Genomic DNA, 21912 nt, shown 5'->3' with positions numbered 1-21912 from the left:
CATGAGCAAGATCCTTATCCGGGGTGCGAAGGTGCTCGGCGGCGAGCCGCAGGACGTGCTGATCGACGGCGAGACCATCGCCGAGGTGGGGACCGGCCTGTCCGCGGCGGACGCCGAGGTCGTCGAGGCCGGCGGCAAGGTCCTCCTGCCGGGCCTGGTCGACCTGCACACCCATCTGCGCGAGCCGGGCCGCGAGGACTCCGAGACCGTGCTCACCGGCACCCGCGCCGCCGCCAGTGGCGGCTACACCGCCGTGTTCGCCATGGCCAACACCTTCCCCGTCGCCGACACCGCCGGCGTCGTCGAGCAGGTCTGGCGGCTCGGCCGGGAGCACGGCTACTGCGACGTGCAGCCCATCGGCGCCGTCACCGTCGGCCTGGAGGGCAGGAAGCTCGCCGAGCTGGGCGCCATGCACGAGTCGGCCGCCGGGGTCACCGTCTTCTCCGACGACGGCAAGTGCGTGGACGACGCGGTGATCATGCGCCGCGCCCTGGAGTACGTGAAGGCGTTCGGTGGCGTCGTCGCCCAGCACGCCCAGGAGCCCCGCCTGACCGAGGGCGCCCAGATGAACGAGGGCGTCGTCTCCGCCGAGCTGGGGCTGGGCGGCTGGCCCGCCGTCGCCGAGGAGTCGGTCATCGCCCGGGACGTGCTGCTCGCCGAGCACGTCGGCTCCCGCGTCCACATCTGCCACCTCTCGACCGCCGGCAGCGTCGAGATCGTCCGCTGGGCCAAGTCCCGCGGCATCGACGTCACCGCCGAGGTCACCCCGCACCACCTGCTGCTCACCGACGAGCTGGTGCGCACGTACAACCCGGTCTACAAGGTCAACCCGCCGCTGCGCACCGAGCGCGACGTGCACGCGCTGCGCGAGGCGCTGGCCGACGGCACCATCGACGTCGTCGCCACCGACCACGCGCCGCACCCGCACGAGGACAAGGACTGCGAGTGGGCCGCCGCCGCCATGGGCATGGTCGGCCTGGAGACGGCCCTGTCGGTGGTCCAGGAGACCATGGTCGCCACCGGACTGCTGGACTGGGCGGGCGTCGCCGACCGCATGTCCGCCGCCCCGGCCCGGATCGGCCGGGCCACCGGCCACGGACGGCCCGTCTCGGCAGGCGAGCCCGCCAACCTCACCCTCGTCGACACGGAATACCGTGGGCAGGTGGACCCCGCGGGCTTCGCCTCCCGCAGCCGCAACACTCCGTACGAGGGACGCGAGCTGCCGGGCCGTGTCACCCACACGTGGCTCCGGGGCAAGGCCACGCTCGTCGACGGGAAGCTCACGTGACACCTGCAACACTGCTCGCAGCCCAGCTCACCACCTCACTCGCCGATGAGGAGAAGTCGGCCTCGGTCACCAACTGGGGCGGACGCATCGGCTGGCTGGTCGGCCTCGCCCTGTTCGTCGCGCTCGTCTACTGGCTGATGCGCGAGGGCTGGAAGTGGCGCGGCACCCTCCAGAGCGACCTGCCCGCCCTGCCCGACGCGCCGGAACACCCCGGCGAGGCGAGACTGACGATGACCGGCCGCTACCACGGCTCCACCACGGCCGGCCAGTGGCTGGACCGCATCGTGGCGCACGGCCTGGGCACCCGCAGCCGGGCCGAGCTGACCCTCACGGACGCGGGCCTGGACGTCGTACGCCCCGGCGCGCACGACTTCTTCGTCCCGGCCGGGCAGCTGCGCGGGGCCCGGCTCGACAAGGGCATCGCCGGCAAGGTCCTCTCCGAGGGCGGCCTGCTGGTGGTGACCTGGGAACACGGCGGCAAGCTGCTCGACTCCGGCTTCCGCTCCGACCGGGCGGCCGAGCACACCGAGTGGGTCGAAGCCATCAACTCCATGACCGAAGCAAGCACCACGGAAGGCGCCGAACGATGACCACCTCCACAAGGGGAACCGAGAGGGTTCCCGCCGTACTCGTCCTGGAGGACGGCCGGGTCTTCCGGGGCCGCGCCTACGGGGCCGTGGGGGAGACGTTCGGCGAGGCCGTGTTCTCCACCGGCATGACCGGCTACCAGGAGACCCTGACCGACCCGTCGTACCACCGCCAGGTCGTCGTCATGACCGCCCCGCACGTCGGCAACACCGGCGTCAACGACGAGGACGCCGAGTCCCGGCGCATCTGGGTGGCCGGCTACGTCGTCCGCGACCCCGCGCGCGTGCCGTCCAACTGGCGCTCCCGCCGCTCCCTGGACGAGGAACTGGCCGCCCAGGGCGTCGTCGGCATCAGCGGCGTCGACACCCGCGCCCTCACCCGCCATCTGCGCGAGCGCGGCGCCATGCGCGTCGGCATCTTCAGCGGCGACGCCGTCCGCGACGACGCCGCGCTGCTGGCCCGCGTCCAGCAGGCCCCCGAGATGGTCGGCGCCGACCTCTCCGCCGAGGTCGCCACCAAGGAGGCGTACGTCGTCCCGGCGATCGGCGAGAAGAGGTTCACCGTCGCCGCCGTCGACCTCGGCATCAAGGGCATGACCCCGCACCGCATGGCCGAGCGCGGCATCGAGGTGCACGTGCTGCCCGCGACCGCCACCGTGGAGGACGTGTACGCGGTCGCGCCCGACGGCGTGTTCTTCTCCAACGGCCCCGGCGACCCGGCCACCGCCGACCACCCGGTCTCCGTCATGCGGGGCGTCCTGGAGCGCGGCACGCCGCTGTTCGGCATCTGCTTCGGCAACCAGATCCTCGGCCGCGCCCTCGGCTTCGGCACCTACAAGCTGAAGTACGGCCACCGCGGCATCAACCAGCCCGTGCAGGACCGTACGACCGGCAAGGTCGAGGTCACCGCGCACAACCACGGATTCGCCGTCGACGCCCCCGCCGACCGGGTCTCCGACACCCCCTTCGGCCGTGCCGAGGTCTCCCACGTCTGCCTCAACGACAACGTGGTGGAGGGCCTCCACCTGCTCGACAAGCCGGCCTTCAGCGTCCAGTACCACCCCGAAGCGGCGGCAGGACCGCACGACGCCGCCTACCTGTTCGACCGCTTCGTTTCCCTGATGGAGGGCCAGCGTGCCTAAGCGCACCGATATCCAGTCCGTCCTGGTCATCGGCTCCGGCCCGATCGTCATCGGCCAGGCCGCCGAGTTCGACTACTCCGGCACCCAGGCGTGCCGCGTCCTCAGGTCCGAGGGCCTGCGGGTGATCCTCGTCAACTCCAACCCGGCGACGATCATGACCGACCCGGAGATCGCCGACGCCACCTACGTCGAGCCGATCACCCCGGAGTTCGTCGAGAAGATCATCGCCAAGGAGCGCCCCGACGCCCTGCTGCCCACCCTGGGCGGCCAGACGGCCCTGAACACCGCCATCTCGCTGCACGAGAACGGTGTCCTGGAGAAGTACGGCGTCGAGCTGATCGGCGCCAACGTCGAGGCCATCCACAAGGGCGAGGACCGCGACCAGTTCAAGCTGGTCGTCGAAGAGGTCCGCAAGAAGATCGGCCACGGCGAGTCCGCCCGCTCGGTCATCTGCCACACCATGGACGACGTCCTGGCGGGCGTGGACGAGCTGGGCGGCTACCCGGTCGTCGTCCGCCCCTCCTTCACCATGGGCGGCGCCGGCTCCGGCTTCGCGCACGACGAGGAGGAGCTGCGCCGCATCGCGGGCACCGGCCTCACCCTCTCGCCGACCACCGAGGTCCTCCTGGAGGAGTCCATCCTCGGCTGGAAGGAGTACGAGCTGGAGCTGATGCGCGACAAGAACGACAACGTCGTGGTCGTCTGCTCCATCGAGAACTTCGACCCGATGGGCGTGCACACCGGCGACTCGATCACCGTCGCCCCGGCGATGACCCTCACCGACCGCGAGTACCAGGTGCTGCGCGACATGGGTATCGCCATCATCCGCGAGGTCGGCGTCGACACCGGCGGCTGCAACATCCAGTTCGCGGTCAACCCCGAGGACGGCCGGGTCATCGTCATCGAGATGAACCCGCGCGTCTCCCGCTCCTCGGCCCTCGCCTCCAAGGCGACCGGCTTCCCGATCGCCAAGATCGCCGCCAAGCTCGCCGTGGGCTACACCCTCGACGAGATCCCCAACGACATCACGCGGGAGACCCCGGCCTCCTTCGAGCCGACCCTCGATTACGTGGTCGTCAAGGCCCCGCGGTTCGCCTTCGAGAAGTTCCCGAGCGCGGACTCCACCCTCACCACCACCATGAAGTCGGTCGGCGAGGCCATGGCCATCGGCCGCAACTTCACCGAGGCCTTCCAGAAGGCGCTGCGCTCCCTGGAGAAGAAGGGCAGCCAGTTCGCCTTCACCGGCGAGCCCGGCGACAAGCGGGCCCTGCTCGAAGCGGCCGTACGCCCCACCGACGGCCGGATCAACACGGTCATGGAGGCCATCCGCGCGGGCGCCACCCCCGAGGAGATCTTCGACTACACGAAGATCGACCCGTGGTTCGTCGACCAGCTCTTCCTGATCAAGGAGACCGCCGACGAACTGGCGGCGGCCCCCGAGCTGACCGCGGACCTGCTCGCCGAGGCCAAGCGGCACGGCTTCTCCGACCAGCAGATCGCCGGCATCCGCGGCCTGCGCGAGGACGTCGTCCGCGAGGTCCGGCACACCCTCGGCATCCGCCCGGTCTACAAGACGGTCGACACCTGCGCCGCCGAGTTCGCCGCGCGCACGCCGTACTTCTACTCCTCCTACGACGAGGAGAGCGAGGTCGCCCCGCGCGAGAAGCCCGCGGTGATCATCCTGGGCTCCGGCCCCAACCGCATCGGCCAGGGCATCGAGTTCGACTACTCCTGCGTCCACGCCTCCTTCGCGCTCTCCGACGCCGGGTACGAGACCGTGATGGTCAACTGCAACCCGGAGACCGTCTCCACCGACTACGACACCTCCGACCGGCTCTACTTCGAGCCGCTCACCCTGGAGGACGTCCTGGAGATCGTGCACGCCGAGCGCCAGGCGGGACCGGTCGCCGGTGTCGTCGTCCAGCTCGGCGGCCAGACGCCGCTGGGCCTGGCCCAGGCGCTCAAGGACAACGGCGTGCCGATCGTCGGCACCCCGCCCGAGGCCATCCACGCCGCCGAGGACCGGGGCGCCTTCGGCCAGGTCCTCGCCGAGGCCGGGCTGCCCGCGCCCAAGCACGGCACCGCCACCACCTTCGCCCAGGCCAAGGCCATCGCCGACGAGATCGGCTACCCGGTCCTGGTGCGCCCGTCCTACGTCCTGGGCGGACGCGGCATGGAGATCGTCTACGACGAGGCCCGCCTGGAGGCGTACATCGCCGAGTCGACCGAGATCAGCCCCTCCCGGCCGGTCCTCGTCGACCGCTTCCTGGACGACGCCATAGAGATCGACGTCGACGCCCTCTACGACGGCGAGGAGCTGTACCTCGGCGGCGTCATGGAGCACATCGAGGAGGCCGGCATCCACTCCGGCGACTCGGCGTGCGCGCTGCCGCCGATCACCCTGGGCGGCTTCGACATCAAGCGGCTGCGCGCCTCCACCGAGGCCATCGCCAAGGGCGTCGGCGTCCGCGGCCTGATCAACATCCAGTTCGCGCTGGCCGGCGACATCCTCTACGTCCTGGAGGCCAACCCGCGCGCCTCGCGCACCGTCCCCTTCACCTCGAAGGCGACCGCGGTGCCGCTGGCGAAGGCCGCCGCCCGGATCTCGCTGGGCGCCACCGTCGCCGAGCTGCGCGAGGAGGGTCTGCTGCCGAGGAACGGCGACGGCGGCACCATGCCGCTGGACGCGCCGATCTCCGTCAAGGAGGCCGTGATGCCGTGGTCGCGCTTCCGCGACATCCACGGCCGCGGCGTCGACACCGTCCTCGGCCCGGAGATGCGCTCCACCGGCGAGGTCATGGGCATCGACTCCGTCTTCGGCACGGCCTACGCCAAGTCGCAGGCGGGCGCCTACGGCCCGCTGCCCACCAAGGGCCGCGCCTTCATCTCGGTCGCCAACCGCGACAAGCGGTCGATGATCTTCCCGGCCCGTGAGCTGGTCGCCCACGGCTTCGAACTGCTCGCCACCTCCGGTACCGCCGAGGTCCTCAAGCGCAACGGCATCAACGCCACGATCGTGCGCAAGCAGTCCGAGGGCACCGGCCCCCAGGGCGAGAAGACCATCGTCCAGCTCATCCACGACGGCGAGGTCGACCTCATCGTCAACACGCCCTACGGCACCGGCGGCCGCCTCGACGGCTACGAGATCCGTACGGCGGCCGTGGCCCGGTCCGTGCCGTGCCTGACGACGGTCCAGGCGCTCGCCGCCGCCGTCCAGGGCATCGACGCGCTCAACCACGGCGACGTGGGCGTCCGCTCGCTCCAGGAACACGCCGGGTTCCTGATCGCGGCCCGCGACTAGCAGCAGCCCCGAGGGGGACACCGGAAACGGTGTCCCCCTCTTCATGAGGTCGTCATGAGGACACAGTGATGTACAAGCTCTTCTTCCGTCTCGTCTTCCGGCGGATGGACCCCGAACAGGCCCACCACCTCGCCTTCCGCTGGATCCGCCTGGCCGCCCGCGTGCCGGTGCTGCGCACCTTCGCCGCGGCCGTCCTGGCCCCCCGCCACCAGGAGCTGCGCACCGAGGCCCTGGGCCTGCGCATGCACGGCCCCTTCGGACTCGCCGCCGGCTTCGACAAGAACGCCGTCGCGATCGACGGCATGTCGATGCTGGGCTTCGACCACGTCGAGATCGGCACCGTGACCGGCGAGCCGCAGCCCGGCAACCCCAGGAAGCGGCTGTTCCGGCTGGTCGCCGACCGCGCGCTCATCAACCGCATGGGCTTCAACAACGACGGCTCGCTGGCCGTCGCCGCCCGCCTGGCCTCCCGCACGCCGGTCTTCCGCACCGTCGTCGGCGTCAACATCGGCAAGACCAAGGTCGTCCCCGAGGAGGAGGCGGCCGGTGACTATGTGAAGTCCGCCGAGCGCCTCGCCCCGTACGCCGACTACCTGGTCGTCAACGTCTCCTCGCCCAACACGCCCGGACTGCGCAACCTCCAGGCCACCGAGGCGCTGCGCCCGCTGCTGAGCGCGGTGCGCGAGGCCGCCGACCGGGCCGTGCCCGGCCGCCGGGTGCCGCTGCTGGTCAAGATCGCGCCCGACCTGGCCGACGAGGACGTGGACGCGGTCGCCGACCTCGCCGTGGACCTCGGCCTGGACGGCATCATCGCCACCAACACCACCATCGCGCGCGAGGGGCTCGGCCTGCGGTCGGGCCCGGAGCTGGCCGCCGAGACCGGCGGGCTGTCCGGCGCGCCGCTCAAGGAGCGCTCCCTGGAGGTGCTGCGCCGCCTCTACGCGCGCGTGGGCGACCGGATCACCCTGGTCGGCGTGGGCGGTGTCGAGACCGCCGAGGACGCCTGGCAGCGCATCCTGGCCGGCGCCACGCTGGTCCAGGGCTACAGCGCCTTCGTCTACGAGGGCCCCTTCTGGTGCCGCGCGATCCACAAGGGCCTCGCCGCCCGCCTGCGCACCAGCCCGTACGCCACCCTCGCCGACGCGGTCGGCGCCGACGTGAGGACGTCCGCATGAGCCCCCTGGAGCCCTTCGGCGCGCGGCTGCGCCGCGCCATGGACGAGCGCGGCCCGCTCTGCGTCGGCATCGACCCGCACGCGTCGCTGCTGGCCGAGTGGGGTCTGAACGACGACGTGGCCGGTCTGGAGCGGTTCAGCCGCACCGTCGTGGAGGCGGTGGCCGACCGGGTCGCCGTCCTCAAGCCGCAGAGCGCCTTCTTCGAGCGGTTCGGCTCGCGGGGCGTGGCGGTGCTGGAGAAGTCCGTGGAGGAGGCGCGGGCGGCCGGAGCGCTGGTCGTCATGGACGCCAAGCGCGGCGACATCGGCTCGACCATGGCCGCCTACGCGGAGTCGTTCCTGCGCAAGGACGCGCCGCTGTTCTCGGACGCGCTGACCGTCTCGCCGTACCTGGGCTACGGCTCGCTCAGGCCCGCCGTCGACCTGGCGCGGGAGAGCGGCGCCGGTCTGTTCGTGCTGGCGCTGACCTCCAACCCGGAGGGCGCCGAGGTGCAGCACGCCGTCCGCCCGGACGGGCGGACCGTGGGCGCGACCGTCCTCGCGCACCTGGCCCGGGAGAACGCGGGGCAGGAACCGCTGGGCTCCTTCGGCGCGGTGGTGGGTGCCACGCTCGGCGATCTGTCCTCGTACGACCTGGACATCAACGGGCCACTGCTCGCTCCCGGCATCGGCGCGCAGGGCGCGACGCCGGCCGGCCTCCCGGCGGTCTTCGGGCCCGCGGTGCGCAACGTGGTGCCCAACGTCAGCCGGGGTGTGCTGCGGCACGGTCCCGGCGTGGCGGCGCTGCGGGACGCGGCGGACCGGTTCGCGGCGGAGATCCGGGCCGCGGTGGCCGCCGTCTGAGGCCCTTCGCGGAGCCTTCGGGGACGTCCCGGGTCTGGATCCACGGCGAAAACCGAGGCAATATGTCCTAAATGTCCGACCTCACCAAGGCTGACCAGGACTTTTCCGCTGTTCTCGCTGACTCTGGCGCCCTCGACCGCTAGTCTCCGTCGAGTGGGGGCGCCTCCCACGCCCTTCAAGGCAGTGGGGGCAGCGGGCAAGCGTGTTGCTCGTGGCCCCCCAGGTGTGGGGCGACTAGGTTCCTCACCGGTCCGTATCCGACAGTTCGACATCCGAGGTGACGTAGGCGTGGCTCTTCCGCCCCTTACCCCTGAACAGCGCGCAGCCGCGCTCGAAAAGGCCGCCGCGGCTCGCCGGGAGCGGGCCGAGGTCAAGAATCGACTCAAGCACTCCGGCGCCTCCCTGCACGAGGTCATCAAGCAGGGCCAGGAGAACGACGTCATCGGCAAGATGAAGGTGTCCGCCCTTCTTGAGTCCCTGCCGGGCGTGGGCAAGGTCCGCGCCAAGCAGATCATGGAGCGACTCGGCATCTCCGAGAGCCGTCGTGTGCGCGGCCTCGGCTCCAACCAGATCGCTTCCCTGGAGCGTGAGTTCGGCAGCACCGGTTCCTGAGCCCCCGGGACCCCGCGACCGGGGTCCCGGGCACTCCGGGATTGCTGGAATAATCGCTGCATGGCTGTAACACCCCGGGGGACGACCCCCGTACCCCCGGACGCACGTCCGCGGCTGACCGTGCTCTCCGGCCCCTCCGGGGTCGGCAAGAGCACGGTCGTCGCTCATATGCGCAAGGAACACCCCGAGGTCTGGCTCTCCGTGTCGGCGACGACCCGCAAGCCGCGCCCCGGTGAGCAGCACGGCGTCCACTACTTCTTCGTCACCGACGAGGAGATGGACAAGCTGATCGCCAACGGCGAGCTGCTGGAGTGGGCCGAGTTCGCCGGCAACCGCTACGGCACGCCGCGCGCGGCGGTGCTGGAGCACCTGGAGGCGGGGGTGCCGGTCCTGCTGGAGATCGATCTCCAGGGTGCCCGACAGGTCCGCGAGTCCATGCCCGAGGGCCGCCTCGTCTTCCTGGCCCCGCCCTCCTGGGAGGAGCTGGTGCGCAGGCTCACCGGCCGGGGCACCGAGCCGCCCGAGGTGATCGAGCGCCGGCTGCGGGCCGCGAAGGTCGAGCTGGCCGCCGAGTCCGAGTTCGACGAGACCCTGGTCAACACCTCCGTCGAGGACGTGGCGCGCGAGCTGCTAGCCTTGATGGACGTCGTGTGATCGTCACGATCATCCCGGCTGATTCTTTCCCATCCATCGGAAGGTAGAGCGTGTCCTCTTCCATCTCCGCGCCCGAGGGCATCATCAACCCGCCGATCGACGAGCTCCTCGAGGCCACCGACTCGAAGTACAGCCTCGTGATCTACGCGGCCAAGCGGGCCCGCCAGATCAACGCGTACTACTCGCAGCTCGGCGAGGGCCTCCTCGAGTACGTCGGTCCGCTCGTCGACACCCACGTCCACGAGAAGCCGCTCTCCATCGCCCTGCGCGAGATCAACGCGGGTCTGCTGACCTCCGAGGCCATCGACGGCCCGGCCCAGTAAGGCGACACGGTAGAGCAGGCGCGCATTCGTCGTATCTGCATACCGCAGCAAGTTTTTCCACAGGCCCGGCAGCGACTGCCGGGCCTGTGGTGTGTCATAGAAGGCGTGCGCCGCACCGGGCGCACCGGGGCCGATTCCGGGGAGAGACGGTGGACAAGCCGAAGGTCGTTCTGGGGGTCAGCGGCGGCATCGCCGCGTACAAGGCGTGCGAGCTGCTGCGCCGGTTCACCGAGTCCGGGCACGAGGTGCGCGTCGTCCCCACCGCCTCGGCGCTCCACTTCGTCGGCGCCGCCACCTGGTCCGCGCTGTCCGGCAACGCCGTCGCCACCGAGGTCTGGGACGACGTCCACGAGGTGCCGCACGTGCGCATCGGCCAGCATGCCGACCTGGTGGTCGTCGCCCCGGCCACGGCCGACCTGCTGGCCAGGGCCGCCCACGGCCTCGCCGACGACCTGCTGACCAACACCCTGCTCACCGCTCGCTGCCCGGTGGTCTTCGCCCCCGCCATGCACACCGAGATGTGGGAGCACCCGGCCACCCGGGAGAACGTGGCGACGCTGCGCCGCCGCGGCGCCGTGGTCGTCGAGCCCGCCGTCGGCCGGCTCACCGGCGTCGACACCGGCAAGGGCCGGCTGCCCGACCCGGCGGAGATCTTCGAGGTCTGCCGCCGGGTCCTCGCCCGCGGCGCCGCCGCTCCCGACCTCGCCGGACGGCATGTCGTCGTCAGCGCGGGCGGCACCCGCGAGCCCCTGGACCCGGTCCGTTTCCTCGGCAACCGCTCCTCCGGCAAGCAGGGCTACGCGCTGGCGCGCACCGCCGCCGCCCGGGGCGCCCGGGTCACCCTCGTCTCGGCCAACGCCGAGCTGCCGGACCCGGCCGGGGTGGACCTCGTCCGGGTCGGGACGGCCGTACAGCTGCGCGAGGCGGTGCTGAAGGCCGCCGCGGACGCGGACGCCGTGGTGATGGCCGCCGCCGTCGCCGACTTCCGGCCCGCCGTCCACGCGGCCGGGAAGATCAAGAAGAAGGACGGCCAGGAGCCGGAACCGGTCGCCCTGGTGCGCAATCCGGACGTCCTGGCGGAGATATCGGCCGACCGGGCGCGGCCCGGACAGGTGATCGTCGGCTTCGCCGCGGAGACCGACGACGTCCTCGCCAACGGCCGCAAGAAGCTCGCGCGCAAGGGCTGCGACCTCCTCGTGGTGAACGAGGTGGGGGAGCGCAGGACCTTCGGCTCCGAGGAGAACGAGGCCGTGGTGCTGGCCGCCGACGGCGGCGAGACCCCGGTGCCGCACGGGCCGAAGGAGGCCCTGGCCGACATCGTGTGGGATCTCGTGGCCGCCCGGCTCGGCTGACCGCCACGCCGCTTCGCACATGACTCGAACACGCGGCGCCGCCGCTCAGGGGCCCTGTTCAAGGGCCCCGGGCGCGGGGCAGAATGCCCGTGCCGCAGGTCACAGCACTCCCGAGTGGCGAGACAGGTGGGCCGGCGGCCGAGTGCGACCGATAAACTGTTTCTCGGACGGACCGGGCGCAGCCTCCGTGCCGTCCGCCCATGATCAGCCAGCAGCCGCTGCAACCCCAGGGAGCGTTGTGTCCCGTCGCCTGTTCACTTCGGAGTCCGTGACCGAGGGTCACCCCGACAAGATCGCTGACCAGATCAGCGACACCATCCTCGACGCGCTGCTGCGCGAGGACCCGTCCTCCCGCGTCGCCGTCGAGACGCTGATCACCACCGGCCTGGTGCACGTCGCCGGTGAGGTCACGACCAAGTCCTACGCGGACATCGCGACCCTCGTCCGCAGCAAGATCCTCGAGATCGGCTACGACTCCTCCAAGAAGGGCTTCGACGGCGCCTCCTGCGGCGTGTCGGTGTCCATCGGCGCGCAGTCCCCGGACATCGCACAGGGCGTCGACGCGGCGTACGAGGCCCGCGTCGAGGGCGACGACGACGAACTGGACCGGCAGGGCGCCGGTGACCAGGGCCTGATGTTCGGCTACGCCTCCGACGAGACGCCGACGCTGATGCCGCTGCCGATCTTCCTCGCGCACCGCCTGTCCAAGCGTCTGTCCGACGTGCGCAAGAACGGCACGATCCCCTACCTGCGCCCGGACGGCAAGACCCAGGTCACCATCGAGTACGACGGCGACAAGGCGGTCCGCCTGGACACGGTCGTCGTCTCCTCGCAGCACGCCTCCGACATCGACCTGGAGTCGCTGCTCGCCCCCGACATCCGCGAGTTCGTCGTCGAGCCGGAGCTGAAGGCGCTCCTGGAGGACGGCATCAAGCTGGACACCGAGGGCTACCGCCTGCTGGTCAACCCGACCGGCCGCTTCGAGATCGGCGGCCCGATGGGCGACGCTGGACTGACCGGCCGCAAGATCATCATCGACACCTACGGCGGCATGGCCCGCCACGGCGGCGGCGCCTTCTCCGGCAAGGACCCGTCCAAGGTGGACCGCTCGGCCGCGTACGCCATGCGCTGGGTCGCCAAGAACGTCGTGGCCGCCGGCCTGGCCGCCCGCTGCGAGGTCCAGGTCGCGTACGCGATCGGCAAGGCCGAGCCGGTCGGCCTGTTCGTCGAGACCTTCGGCACCCACAAGGTGGAGCCCGAGAAGATCGAGAAGGCGATCGAGGAGGTCTTCGACCTCCGTCCGGCCGCCATCATCCGCGACCTCGACCTGCTCCGTCCGATCTACTCCCAGACCGCCGCCTACGGCCACTTCGGCCGTGAGCTGCCCGAGTTCACCTGGGAGCGCACCGACCGCGTGGACGCGCTGCGCCAGGCCGTCGGCATCTGACCGGTCCCTCGCACACCACCTCGGCTCCCAGGACCTGACCCGACCCGGTCACGGCCCTGGGAGCCGTCGTCGTTGTCAGTGCCGTTTGGTAGGAATGCAAGCGTGAGCAGCGAGAACGGGTCGGGGGCGGGCGGCGCCGAGGGTGCGCCGCCCGAGCAGCTTGCGCTGATCCGCGAGAGCGTGCGCAAGGCCAAGGAGCCCCGCGCCAAGCCCCGGACCTGGCGCGGCGCGGCCCTGGCCCCGCAGCTCCCGGTCGCCCGGGTGCTCGTCGACAAGGGCGTGCTCCACCTCGACCGCACCTTCGACTATGCGGTCCCCGCCGAGCTGGACGCGGACGCGCAGCCCGGGGTGCGGGTCCGGGTGCGGTTCGGGGCCGGACGGCACCGGGTGCGCGAGGGCCGGCGCGAGGGCGGCGGCCTCATCGACGGCTTCCTGGTCGAGCGGCGCGCCGAGTCCGACTACTCCGGGCCGCTGGCCGCGCTCGCCCAGGTCGTCTCGCCCGAGCCGGTGCTCGGCGAGGAACTGCTCGCGCTGGTGCGCGCCGTCGCCGACCGCTACGCGGGCAGTGTCGCCGACGTGCTCCAGCTCGCCGTGCCGCCGCGCAGCGCACGGGCCGAGCGGCGGCCGTCCCCGGAGCCGCTGCCCCCGCCCCCCGCCCCCGACCCCGGTTCCTGGACCCGGTACGAGCACGGGGCCGCCTTCATCGAGTCGCTCGCCGCGGGCGGCACCCCCCGTGCGGTGTGGAACGCGCTGCCCGGACCGCGCTGGAGCGAGGAGACGGCACGGGCCGTCGCCGCGACGCTCGCCTCCGGGCGCGGCGCGCTCGTGGTCGTCCCGGACGGCCGGATCGCCGCCCGCCTGGACACCGCGCTGACCGGCCTGCTGGGCGAGGGACGGCACGCGCTGCTCACCGCCGACGCCGGACCCGAGAAGCGCTACCGGCAGTGGCTCGCGGTGCGCCGGGGCTCCGTAAGGGCCGTGGTCGGCACCCGCGCCGCCATGTTCGCCCCGGTCCGCGACCTCGGACTCGTGGCCCTGTGGGACGACGGCGACGACAGCCACAGCGAACTGCACGCGCCGCAGCCCCACGCGCGCGAGGTGCTGCTGCTGCGCGCCGCACAGGACCGGTGCGCCTTCCTGCTCGGCGGCTGGAGCTGCACCGTCGAGGCGGCCCAGCTCGTCGAGACCGGCTGGGCGCGGCCCCTGGTGGCGGCGCGCGAACAGGTGCGCCGGGCGGCCCCGCTCGTGCGCACGGTGGGCGACGGGGACCTCGCCCGGGACGAGGCCGCCCGCGCCGCCCGGCTGCCCTCGCTCGCCTGGCGGACGGCCCGGGAGGGGCTGCGCCACGGCCCGGTCCTGGTGCAGGTGCCCCGGCGCGGGTACGCGCCGCGGATGGCCTGCGCCCAGTGCCGGGCCCCGGCCCGCTGCCGGCACTGCGCGGGCCCGCTCCAAGGTCAGGACGCGGGGGTGCTGCGCTGCGACTGGTGCGGGCAGGAGGAGTCCGCCTGGCACTGCCCGGAGTGCGGCTCCCCGCGGCTGCGCGCCCAGGTGATCGGCGCCCGGCGCACCGCGGAGGAACTGGGGCGGGCCTTCCCCGCCGTACCGGTGCGCACCTCGGGCCGCGAGCATGTGCTCGACACCGTGCCGGGGACGCCCGCGCTGGTGGTCAGCACACCGGGCGCCGAACCGGTCGCCGAGGACGGGTACGCCGCCGCTCTCCTGCTGGACGGCTGGGCCATGCTGGGCCGTCCGGACCTGCGGGCGGGCGAGGACGCCCTGCGCCGCTGGATCGGCGCGGCCGCGCTGGTACGGCCGCAGGAGGCGGGCGGCACCGTGGTCGTCGTCGCCGAGCCGACCCTGCGCCCCGTGCAGGCCATGGTCCGCTGGGACCCCGCCGGCCACGCCCTGCGGGAACTGTCCGAGCGGGCCGAGCTGGGCTTCCCGCCGGTGTCCCGGATGGCCGCCGTCACGGGTCCGCCGGAGGCGGTCGCGGACTTCCTGCGCGGGGTCGCCCTGCCGCCGGCGGCCGAGATCCTCGGCCCGGTGCCGGTACCGGCCACCCCGGCCGGACGCCCCCGGCGGCCCGGCGCGCCGCCCCCCGGCGAGCACTGGGACCGGGCCCTGGTCCGGGTGCCGCCCGGCAGCGGCTCCGCGCTCGCCGCGGCCCTGAAGTCCGCGCAGGCGGCCCGGACGGCACGCGGAAGCGACGCGGCGGTGTGGGTGCGGATCGATCCGCCGGACATCGGCTGACGAGTACGCGGGCGCGGGCCGGACCCGGTGTGCCCGGCAGCGGATCCGGGGCCGGAGGCAGGGGGAGCGACGGCGGATCAGGGACCGCGGGTAGGGGGATGCGGGGGAGTGGGGGTGCTCGGCGCGGCGTGGGGACGCGACGCGGTGACGAGACGTGACGGGGTGTGACGGAGTGTCAGCCGTTGCGGGGGCCCGGGAAGGCAGTGGGCCTGACGTCCTCCCGCAGTGCGGGGCTGCCCGCGGTCGGCTGGGTCGGCATGGAGCGGGCGGCGGGGACCGTGGGCACGGAGGAGATGGCCGGACCCACGTTGACCGGGCGGGGACCGGGGGTCTCCGGCGTCCGCTCGGGCTCCGCTGCCGCCGCCTGCGCCGCGGCCCGGCGTGCGCCGTATCGGCGGTGCACGGCCTGCTTGGTGACGCCGAGCGCCGAGCCCACGGCGTCCCACGAGAAGCCGAGCGAGCGGTCGAAGTCGACGGCCGCCGTGACCAGGGTCTCGACGCTGTCCCGCAGCTCCTGCGCGAGGCGGACCGTGGGGGCGGGCGCGCGCCCGTAGACGACGAAGCCCGTGGAGGGGCCGGTGCGGCGCGGGCGGTAGACGTTGCCCAGCTGGGCGGTGAGCGTGCGCAGCGCGTCCACCTGCCGGCGGACCCGCTCGATGTCCCGCACCAGCAAGTGCAGGCTGGCACGGGCCTGGGCGTCGTGGGTTGCGTGGTCGGCCATGAACAAGCCTCTCGAACCGGCGTTGAAAGGAAACGGGCCGTACGAGCGGCCCCTTTTGGTCAACTCTCACTTGACCAACGCGTTTTCGGCCCGCTGGTCACGCTCTGGGGGCGTAAGAGCATGTGCGTACGCCCCCTGCGCGGCGGGCGTGCGCTGCGGGACGGGGTGCGCGCCCGCCGCGCGGACAGGCGGGCGCCGCCGGGTGGGAGGACCGTGCGCGGCCGGAGGCGGCGGCGCACGGTCCCGGGGCTTCCCCGCCGTGGCCGTGGCCGCGGTCGTCCGTGGTCATAGACTTGTGGGCCGCGCACCCCACCCCGACCGAGAGGCCCGCACCCGCTCATGAAGCTCGTCTTCGCCGGTACCCCCGAGGTCGCCGTTCCCGCCCTGGACGCCCTGATCGCCTCCGGGCGGCACGAGGTCGCGGCCGTCGTCACCCGCCCCGACGCCCCGGCCGGCCGGGGCCGCAGGCTGGTCGCGAGCCCCGTCGCCGACCGCGCGGAGGAGGCCGGGATCGAGGTGCTCAAGCCCGCGAGGCCGCGCGACCCCGACTTCCAGCAGCGGCTGCGGGAGATCGCCCCGGACTGCTGCCCGGTCGTCGCCTACGGCGCGCTGCTGCCGCCGAGCGCCCTGGAGATCCCCGCGCACGGCTGGGTCAACCTGCACTTCTCCCTGCTGCCCGCCTGGCGCGGTGCCGCGCCGGTGCAGCACAGCCTCATGGCGGGCGACGAGATCACCGGCGCCTCCACGTTCCTCATCGAGGAGGGCCTGGACTCCGGCCCGGTCTACGGCACCGTCACCGAGCTGATCCGGCCCACCGACACCAGCGGCGACCTGCTCACCCGGCTCGCGTTCGCCGGTGCGGGACTGCTCGGCGCGACCATGGACGGCATCGAGGACGGCAGCCTGAAGGCCGTGCCGCAGCCGGCCGAGGGCGTCACCCTGGCACCGAAGATCACCGTCGAGGACGCCCGGGTCGACTGGAGCGCGCCCGCGCTGCGCGTCGACCGGGTCGTGCGCGGGTGCACGCCGGCGCCCGGCGCCTGGACGACGTTCCGCGGCGAACGCCTCAAGCTGATCCAGGTCGCCCCCGTGCCCCAGCGCATCGACCTCGCCCCGGGGGCGCTCGCCGTGGGCAAGAACGACGTACGCGTCGGCACTGGCTCCTACGCCGTGGAGCTGCTGTGGGTCCAGGCCCAGGGCAAGAAGCCCATGCGGGCGGCGGACTGGGCCCGCGGCGCCCGCATCACGGAGGGCGAGACCCTCGGCGGCTGACCGGCTGACCGGCTGACCGGCTGACCGGCTGACCGGCTGACCGGCTGACCGGCTGACGGTCCCGGTCGGCCGACGAGCCGGTCACTCGGTGGCTCGGCCATCCGGCAGCCCGGTCATCCGTCCGCCCGGCCGGGCGGGGCGTGCGGGGCGGTGTGAGGGCCGGGGACGGCGGCGGGCCGGGGGCGGCGTGCCCGCGGCCGGTCGTCCGTAGTCCTGGCTCGGCCAGCGCGGCAGCGGGGGGGGGAGAGAGAGACAGACCCGGGAGGCAAGGGCCCGTAGGCCGGAACGGCACCCGGAAGTCGGAGCGGACCCGGGGGCTGGAGCGGCCCCGGAGCCCGGAACGGACCCGAGGGGCCGGGCGGCCCCGGAGCCCGACGTGGAACCAGGTGCTGGAGCGGCACCGGAGCCCGCAACCGACCGNGGGCNANGGCTGCCCAGGAGAACCAGGGCCCGGAGCCGCACCGGAAGCCGGAGCAGACTCAGGTACCGGCGGACGCCCCAGGTACCGGCGGACGCCCCACGTACCGGCGGAGGATCCAGAGGCCGGAGTCGGCCCGGGGGTCGGAGCGGGGCCGGTGCACGGGCCGTAGGCTGGGCGGACAGCGCATCCGGGCCACCCGCACCGGCGGCCCGGGTCCCAGCCGGGGCGTCCGTGCGACGGCGGCCCCAGACATCCGGAGCACCTTTTCGTGAGCGACACCCCCCGTCGGCCCCGCAAGCCCGCCAAGCCCTACCGCCGGCCCCAGAAGGACCCCGTCCGCATCCTCGCCTTCGACGCGCTGCGCGCCGTGGACGAACGGGACGCGTACGCCAACCTCGTCCTGCCGCCGCTGCTGCGCAAGGCGCGCGAGAACGGCGACTTCGACGGGCGGGACGCCGCGCTCGCCACCGAGCTGGTCTACGGCACGCTGCGCCGCCAGGGCACGTACGACGCGATCCTCGCCGCCTGCGTGGACCGGCCGCTGCGGGAGGTCGACCCGCCCGTCCTGGACGTACTCAGCCTCGGCGCCCACCAGCTGCTCGGCACCCGTATCCCGAGCCATGCCGCCGTGTCCGCCACCGTGGAGCTGGCCCGGGTCGTGCTCGGCGACGGCCGGGCCAAGTTCGTCAACGCGGTCCTGCGCAAGGTCGCACGCACCGACCTCGACGGCTGGCTGGAGACGGTCGCCCCGCCCTACGACGAGGACCCCGAGGACCACCTCGCCGTCGTCCACTCCCACCCGCGCTGGGTCGTCTCCGCCCTGTGGGACTCGCTCGGCGGCGGACGCGCCGGTATCGAGGACCTGCTGGACGCCGACAACGAGCGGCCCGAGGTCACCCTGGTCGCCCGGCCCGGCCGGGCCACCACCGACGAACTCCTGCGCGAGGAGGCGGCGCTGCCCGGCCGTTGGTCCCCGTACGCCGTGCGGCTCACCGAGGGCGGCGAGCCCGGCGCGGTGGACGCCGTGCGCGAGGGCAGGGCGGGCGTCCAGGACGAGGGCAGCCAGCTCGTCGCCCTGGCCCTGGCGAACGCGCCGCTCGACGGACCGGACCGCGCCTGGCTGGACGGCTGCGCCGGACCCGGCGGCAAGGCGGCCCTGCTCGCCGCGCTGGCCGCCGGGCGCGGCGCGGTGCTGCTCGCCTCGGAGAAGCAGCCGCACCGGGCCGGCCTGGTCGCCAAGGCACTCGCCGGGAACCCGGGCCCGTACCAGGTCATCGCCGCCGACGGGACGCGGCCCGCCTGGCGGCCGGGCAGCTTCGACCGGGTCCTCGTCGACGTGCCGTGCACCGGCCTGGGCGCGCTGCGCCGCCGTCCCGAGGCGCGGTGGCGGCGCCGCCCCGAGGACCTGGAGGGCTTCGCCCCGCTCCAGCGCGGGCTGCTGCGCACGGCGCTGGAGTCGGTCCGGGTGGGCGGGGTCGTCGGCTACGCCACCTGCTCGCCCCACCTCGCCGAGACCCGGGCGGTCGTCTCCGACGTGCTCAAGCAGTTCCCGGAGACCGAACTGATCGACGCCCGGCCGCTGCTCCCCGGCGTCCCCGCGCTCGGCGAGGGCCCGGACATCCAGCTCTGGCCGCACCTGCACGGCACCGACGCGATGTACCTGGCCCTGATCCGCCGGACCGGCTGAGCCCCGAGGCCGCCGGGCCGCGTACCGGCGGTCCTCCGGGGGCCGTGCCCCGGGACCGCCGTTACGGCCCGGCGCCGCGGCATGGCAGGCTTGGGGCATGGCCGTGCAGATCAACCCCAGCATCCTGTCCGCGGACTTCGCCCGCCTCGCCGAGGAGGCGAAGGCGGTCGAGGGCGCCGACTGGCTCCACGTCGACGTGATGGACAACCATTTCGTCCCCAACCTCACGCTCGGCGTGCCGGTCGTGGAGTCCCTGGCGCGCGCGACGGACACCCCGCTGGACTGCCATCTGATGATCGAGGACCCGGACCGCTGGGCGCCGCAGTACGTGGAGGCGGGCGCCTCCTCGGTCACCTTCCACGTGGAGGCCGCCGCCGCGCCCGTGCGGCTGGCCCGGGAGATCCGGGCCAAGGGCGCGCGGGCCTCGATGGCGCTCAAGCCCGCCACGCCCGTCGAGCCGTACGAGGACCTGCTGCCCGAGCTGGACATGCTCCTGATCATGACGGTGGAGCCCGGCTTCGGCGGACAGGCGTTCCTCGACATCATGCTGCCGAAGATCCGCCGCACCAGGGAGCTGATCGCCCGGCACGGCCTCCAGCTGTGGCTCCAGGTGGACGGCGGGGTGTCGGCCTCGACGATCGAGCGGTGCGCGGACGCCGGAGCGGATGTCTTCGTCGCCGGTTCGGCCGTCTACGGCGCCGAGGACCCGGCCGAGGCGGTCCGTGCCCTGCGCGCCCAGGCGGAGAAAGCGACCGCTCAGGCGTCCTGGGTGTGCAACCACTGAGCATCAGGTACGTGAACGGCTCTCATCAGGGCTGATCGACAGCGCCGAATCTGCAAGGATGAACGGCGAATGCACGTGTGAACAGCAGTCGTGTGAACGGCAGTGAGGAGAACGCCGTGTCGGGTATGTCGGCGGGCCGGTCAGCAGTGCGGATGGGACCCGCTGAGCTGGTGCAGGCGGCGGCCATGGCCCGCCGCTTCTACCTCGAGGGCAAGTCCAAGATCCAGATCGCTGAGGAGTTCGGCGTCAGCCGCTTCAAGGTGGCCCGGGTCCTGGAGACCGCCCTCGAACGGGATCTGGTGCGCATCGAGATCCGCGTCCCGGCCGAGCTGGACGCCGAGCGCTCCGACGCGCTCCGTGCCCGCTACGGCCTCAGGCACGCCGTCGTGGTCGAGTCCCCGGCCGAGGCCGAGGAGACCCCGGACCCGGAGAACCTGGGCGAGGTCGCCGCCGACCTGCTCGGCGAACTGGTCGACGAGGGCGATGTGCTGGGCCTGGCCTGGGGCCGCTCCACCATCCACATGGCGGCGGCGCTGGACCGGCTGCCCCCGTGCACGGTGGTGCAGCTGACCGGCGTGTACGACGCGGGGACCTCCGAGCGCGGCTCGGTGGAGGCGGTGCGCCGCGCGGCTCAGGTCTCCGGCGGCGACGCCCACCCCATCTACGCGCCGATGCTGCTGCCGGACGAGGCCACCGCCGCCGCGCTGCGCAACCAGACCGGCATCGCCCGTGCCTTCGAGTACTTCGACAAGGTCACGGTCGCCTGTGTGTCCATCGGCTCCTGGGAGCCGGGCATCTCCACGGTGCACGACATGCTCAGCGACGAGGAGCGCGCCCACTACGCCTCGCTCGGCGTCGCCGCCGAGATGGCCGCGCACCTCTTCGACTCCGAGGGCCGCCGGATCGGCCGGGACCTGGGGGAGCGCTGCATCACGGTCACGGCCGACCAGCTCCGCCGGATCCCCGAGGTGGTCGCCATCGCGGGCGGCCAGCGTAAGGCGGCGGCGATCGACGCGGTGCTCCGCTCCGGCCTGGTCACCAGCCTGGTCACGGACACCTCGGCCGCCGACCATCTGCTGGCGGCCGGACCGGCCCCCAAGTCCGCCCTGAACCGCTCGGACCCGGACGGCGTCTGAGCGCACAGCCCCCCTAGGGGGCCTGGAGCAGGCCGCCGGAGGACGGCCGTGGGAGCATCGTCGGCATGCTGCTGCGGTCCGTCCCCCGCCTGTTCGCGGGGATCCTCGTCTGTCTCTCCGTCCTGCTCTCCGTCCTGCTGGCCGGGTGTTCCACCGCCCAGGGCCCGGCCTCGCCGGCGTCCTCGCGGTCCGCCTCCTCCGGCCACGGCAACCCCTCCACCGGATCCGGCACGGCCACCCCCTCCTGGGCCCGTGGCATGGCCACCGTCCAGGTGTCCCGGCTGCCGTCCGAAGCCCGGCAGACCCTGGCCCTGATCGACAGGGGCGGCCCGTTCCCGTACACACAGGACGGTGTGGTCTTCGGCAACTACGAGCACCGGTTGCCCCAGCACCAGCGGGGCTACTACCACGAGTACACGGTCAAGACCCCTGGCGCGCGCACCCGGGGCGCCCGCCGTCTGATCACCGGGCAGCACGCCGAGCTGTACTACACCGACGACCACTACGACACCTTCCGGGCGGTACTGCGATGAGTGAAGACCTGACCGGGCGGCTGGTGGTCGCCCTGGACCTCGACGGCGTCACCGACAAGGCGGGCCTGATGGACCGCGCCGCCCGCGCCCTCGCGCTGCCCGGCTGGTTCGGCCGCAACTGGGACGCGCTGGCCGACTCCCTGGGCGATCCCTCCGTATGGCCGGAAGACGCCGCCGGGCGCGGGCTGCTGCTCGTCGTCGTGGGCTGGCGGGCCTACGCCGAGGCCCGTCCCGAGGAGTGGCGCACCGCGCGGGAGGTGTTCGCGGAGGCGACGGAGCGCACCCCCGCGCTCACCGTCGCCCTCGGCCTTGGAGTTTCCTCCTAAGGCCCCGCTGACCAGCCTGGATGTTGTGACAGGGCATGACGGGCCATACGGCATGGGAC

The 21912-nt window shown here is 73.2% G+C and carries 19 protein-coding genes; 18 read left to right on the top strand and 1 reads right to left on the bottom strand.

Annotated elements, in window-relative coordinates; genetic code table 11:
- The first annotated feature begins 1 nt into the window (after position 1).
- The 12 genes from B086_RS0130335 to B086_RS0130280 all read left to right on the top strand — a co-directional run bounded on the left by B086_RS0130335 (position 2) and on the right by B086_RS0130280 (position 14973).
- On the top strand, positions 2-1288 hold the full coding sequence (locus B086_RS0130335; RefSeq protein ID WP_018570198.1) for a dihydroorotase: 1287 nt from the start codon (positions 2-4) through the stop codon (positions 1286-1288).
- Positions 1285-1878, top strand: coding sequence for a hypothetical protein (locus B086_RS0130330; RefSeq protein WP_018570197.1), 594 nt, complete (start codon positions 1285-1287; stop codon positions 1876-1878). Before B086_RS0130335 ends, B086_RS0130330 begins: the two co-directional genes overlap by 4 nt.
- Positions 1875-3017 carry a glutamine-hydrolyzing carbamoyl-phosphate synthase small subunit gene (gene carA, locus B086_RS0130325; RefSeq protein ID WP_018570196.1) on the top strand — a complete coding sequence of 381 codons (1143 nt, stop codon included), beginning with the start codon at positions 1875-1877 and terminating at the stop codon, positions 3015-3017. Before B086_RS0130330 ends, carA begins: the two co-directional genes overlap by 4 nt.
- Positions 3010-6318, top strand: coding sequence for a carbamoyl-phosphate synthase large subunit (carB, locus tag B086_RS0130320; protein ID WP_018570195.1), 3309 nt, complete (start codon positions 3010-3012; stop codon positions 6316-6318). The genes carA and carB overlap by 8 nt, the downstream gene beginning before the upstream one ends.
- A 68-nt stretch (positions 6319-6386) precedes the next feature.
- Positions 6387-7493, top strand: a complete 1107-nt coding sequence (locus B086_RS0130315; RefSeq protein ID WP_018570194.1) for a quinone-dependent dihydroorotate dehydrogenase — start codon at positions 6387-6389, stop codon at positions 7491-7493.
- Positions 7490-8335 (top strand): orotidine-5'-phosphate decarboxylase, encoded by an 846-nt coding sequence (gene pyrF / locus B086_RS0130310; protein WP_018570193.1) that lies wholly within the window; start codon positions 7490-7492, stop codon positions 8333-8335. The genes B086_RS0130315 and pyrF overlap by 4 nt, the downstream gene beginning before the upstream one ends.
- A 288-nt stretch (positions 8336-8623) precedes the next feature.
- Positions 8624-8947: an integration host factor gene (locus B086_RS0130305; RefSeq protein WP_003977346.1), complete on the top strand. Its 324-nt coding sequence runs from the start codon at positions 8624-8626 to the stop codon at positions 8945-8947.
- A 60-nt stretch (positions 8948-9007) separates the two neighbouring features.
- Complete coding sequence (gmk, locus tag B086_RS0130300; protein ID WP_051115955.1) at positions 9008-9601, top strand: guanylate kinase; 594 nt, start codon at positions 9008-9010, stop codon at positions 9599-9601.
- Positions 9602-9651: 50 nt separating this feature from the next.
- Entirely contained in the window at positions 9652-9924 is a 273-nt protein-coding gene (gene rpoZ, locus B086_RS0130295; RefSeq protein WP_018570191.1) for a DNA-directed RNA polymerase subunit omega, read from the top strand.
- A 149-nt stretch (positions 9925-10073) separates the two neighbouring features.
- Entirely contained in the window at positions 10074-11276 is a 1203-nt protein-coding gene (coaBC, locus tag B086_RS0130290; RefSeq protein ID WP_018570190.1) for a bifunctional phosphopantothenoylcysteine decarboxylase/phosphopantothenate--cysteine ligase CoaBC, read from the top strand.
- 238 nt (positions 11277-11514) lie between these two features.
- A complete protein-coding gene (gene metK, locus B086_RS0130285; RefSeq protein ID WP_026252923.1) occupies positions 11515-12723 on the top strand; it encodes a methionine adenosyltransferase in 1209 nt (402 codons plus the stop codon).
- A 102-nt stretch (positions 12724-12825) separates the two neighbouring features.
- Positions 12826-14973 carry a primosomal protein N' gene (locus B086_RS0130280; RefSeq protein WP_018570188.1) on the top strand — a complete coding sequence of 716 codons (2148 nt, stop codon included), beginning with the start codon at positions 12826-12828 and terminating at the stop codon, positions 14971-14973.
- A 175-nt stretch (positions 14974-15148) separates the two neighbouring features.
- Here the strand turns inward: B086_RS0130280 and B086_RS0130275 are convergent, their stop codons facing one another.
- Positions 15149-15694 (bottom strand): hypothetical protein, encoded by a 546-nt coding sequence (locus tag B086_RS0130275; protein WP_018570187.1) that lies wholly within the window; start codon positions 15692-15694, stop codon positions 15149-15151.
- Between the two features lie 339 nt (positions 15695-16033).
- On the opposite strand from B086_RS0130275, the gene fmt reads away from it, so the two are divergent.
- The 6 genes from fmt (at position 16034) to B086_RS0130245 (ending at position 21853) form a co-directional block, all read left to right on the top strand.
- On the top strand, positions 16034-16966 hold the full coding sequence (fmt, locus tag B086_RS0130270; protein ID WP_018570186.1) for a methionyl-tRNA formyltransferase: 933 nt from the start codon (positions 16034-16036) through the stop codon (positions 16964-16966).
- 689 nt (positions 16967-17655) lie between these two features.
- Positions 17656-19074 carry an RsmB/NOP family class I SAM-dependent RNA methyltransferase gene (locus B086_RS0130265; protein WP_018570185.1) on the top strand — a complete coding sequence of 473 codons (1419 nt, stop codon included), beginning with the start codon at positions 17656-17658 and terminating at the stop codon, positions 19072-19074.
- Between the two features lie 97 nt (positions 19075-19171).
- Positions 19172-19858 carry a ribulose-phosphate 3-epimerase gene (rpe, locus tag B086_RS0130260; RefSeq protein ID WP_018570184.1) on the top strand — a complete coding sequence of 229 codons (687 nt, stop codon included), beginning with the start codon at positions 19172-19174 and terminating at the stop codon, positions 19856-19858.
- A gap of 92 nt (positions 19859-19950) precedes the next feature.
- Positions 19951-20994 carry a sugar-binding transcriptional regulator gene (locus B086_RS0130255; RefSeq protein WP_026252922.1) on the top strand — a complete coding sequence of 348 codons (1044 nt, stop codon included), beginning with the start codon at positions 19951-19953 and terminating at the stop codon, positions 20992-20994.
- A 65-nt stretch (positions 20995-21059) separates the two neighbouring features.
- On the top strand, positions 21060-21527 hold the full coding sequence (locus B086_RS0130250) for a ribonuclease domain-containing protein (RefSeq protein WP_018570182.1): 468 nt from the start codon (positions 21060-21062) through the stop codon (positions 21525-21527).
- Positions 21524-21853, top strand: a complete 330-nt coding sequence (locus tag B086_RS0130245) for a barstar family protein (RefSeq protein ID WP_018570181.1) — start codon at positions 21524-21526, stop codon at positions 21851-21853. The genes B086_RS0130250 and B086_RS0130245 overlap by 4 nt, the downstream gene beginning before the upstream one ends.
- Positions 21854-21912: the final 59 nt, after the last annotated feature.

This window comes from Streptomyces sp. PsTaAH-124 (assembly GCF_000373685.1).
GTDB lineage: Bacteria > Actinomycetota > Actinomycetes > Streptomycetales > Streptomycetaceae > Streptomyces > Streptomyces andamanensis.
The sequence above is the reverse complement of the archived record's forward strand: the minus strand, read 5'-3'. Positions and strand labels throughout refer to the sequence as shown.

Bases quoted from the DNA above. Each gene is read 5' to 3' on its own strand.
- B086_RS0130250 (WP_018570182.1), top strand. From the start codon at position 21,060: ATGCTGCTGCGGTCCGTCCCCCGCCTGTTCGCGGGGATCCTCGTCTGT.
- B086_RS0130335 (WP_018570198.1), top strand. From the start codon at position 2: ATGAGCAAGATCCTTATCCGGGGTGCGAAGGTGCTCGGCGGCGAGCCG.
- B086_RS0130275 (WP_018570187.1), bottom strand. From the start codon at position 15,694: ATGGCCGACCACGCAACCCACGACGCCCAGGCCCGTGCCAGCCTGCAC.
- rpe (WP_018570184.1), top strand. From the start codon at position 19,172: ATGGCCGTGCAGATCAACCCCAGCATCCTGTCCGCGGACTTCGCCCGC.
- fmt (WP_018570186.1), top strand. From the start codon at position 16,034: ATGAAGCTCGTCTTCGCCGGTACCCCCGAGGTCGCCGTTCCCGCCCTG.
- B086_RS0130245 (WP_018570181.1), top strand. From the start codon at position 21,524: ATGAGTGAAGACCTGACCGGGCGGCTGGTGGTCGCCCTGGACCTCGAC.
- pyrF (WP_018570193.1), top strand. From the start codon at position 7,490: ATGAGCCCCCTGGAGCCCTTCGGCGCGCGGCTGCGCCGCGCCATGGAC.
- B086_RS0130315 (WP_018570194.1), top strand. From the start codon at position 6,387: ATGTACAAGCTCTTCTTCCGTCTCGTCTTCCGGCGGATGGACCCCGAA.
- carA (WP_018570196.1), top strand. From the start codon at position 1,875: ATGACCACCTCCACAAGGGGAACCGAGAGGGTTCCCGCCGTACTCGTC.
- gmk (WP_051115955.1), top strand. From the start codon at position 9,008: ATGGCTGTAACACCCCGGGGGACGACCCCCGTACCCCCGGACGCACGT.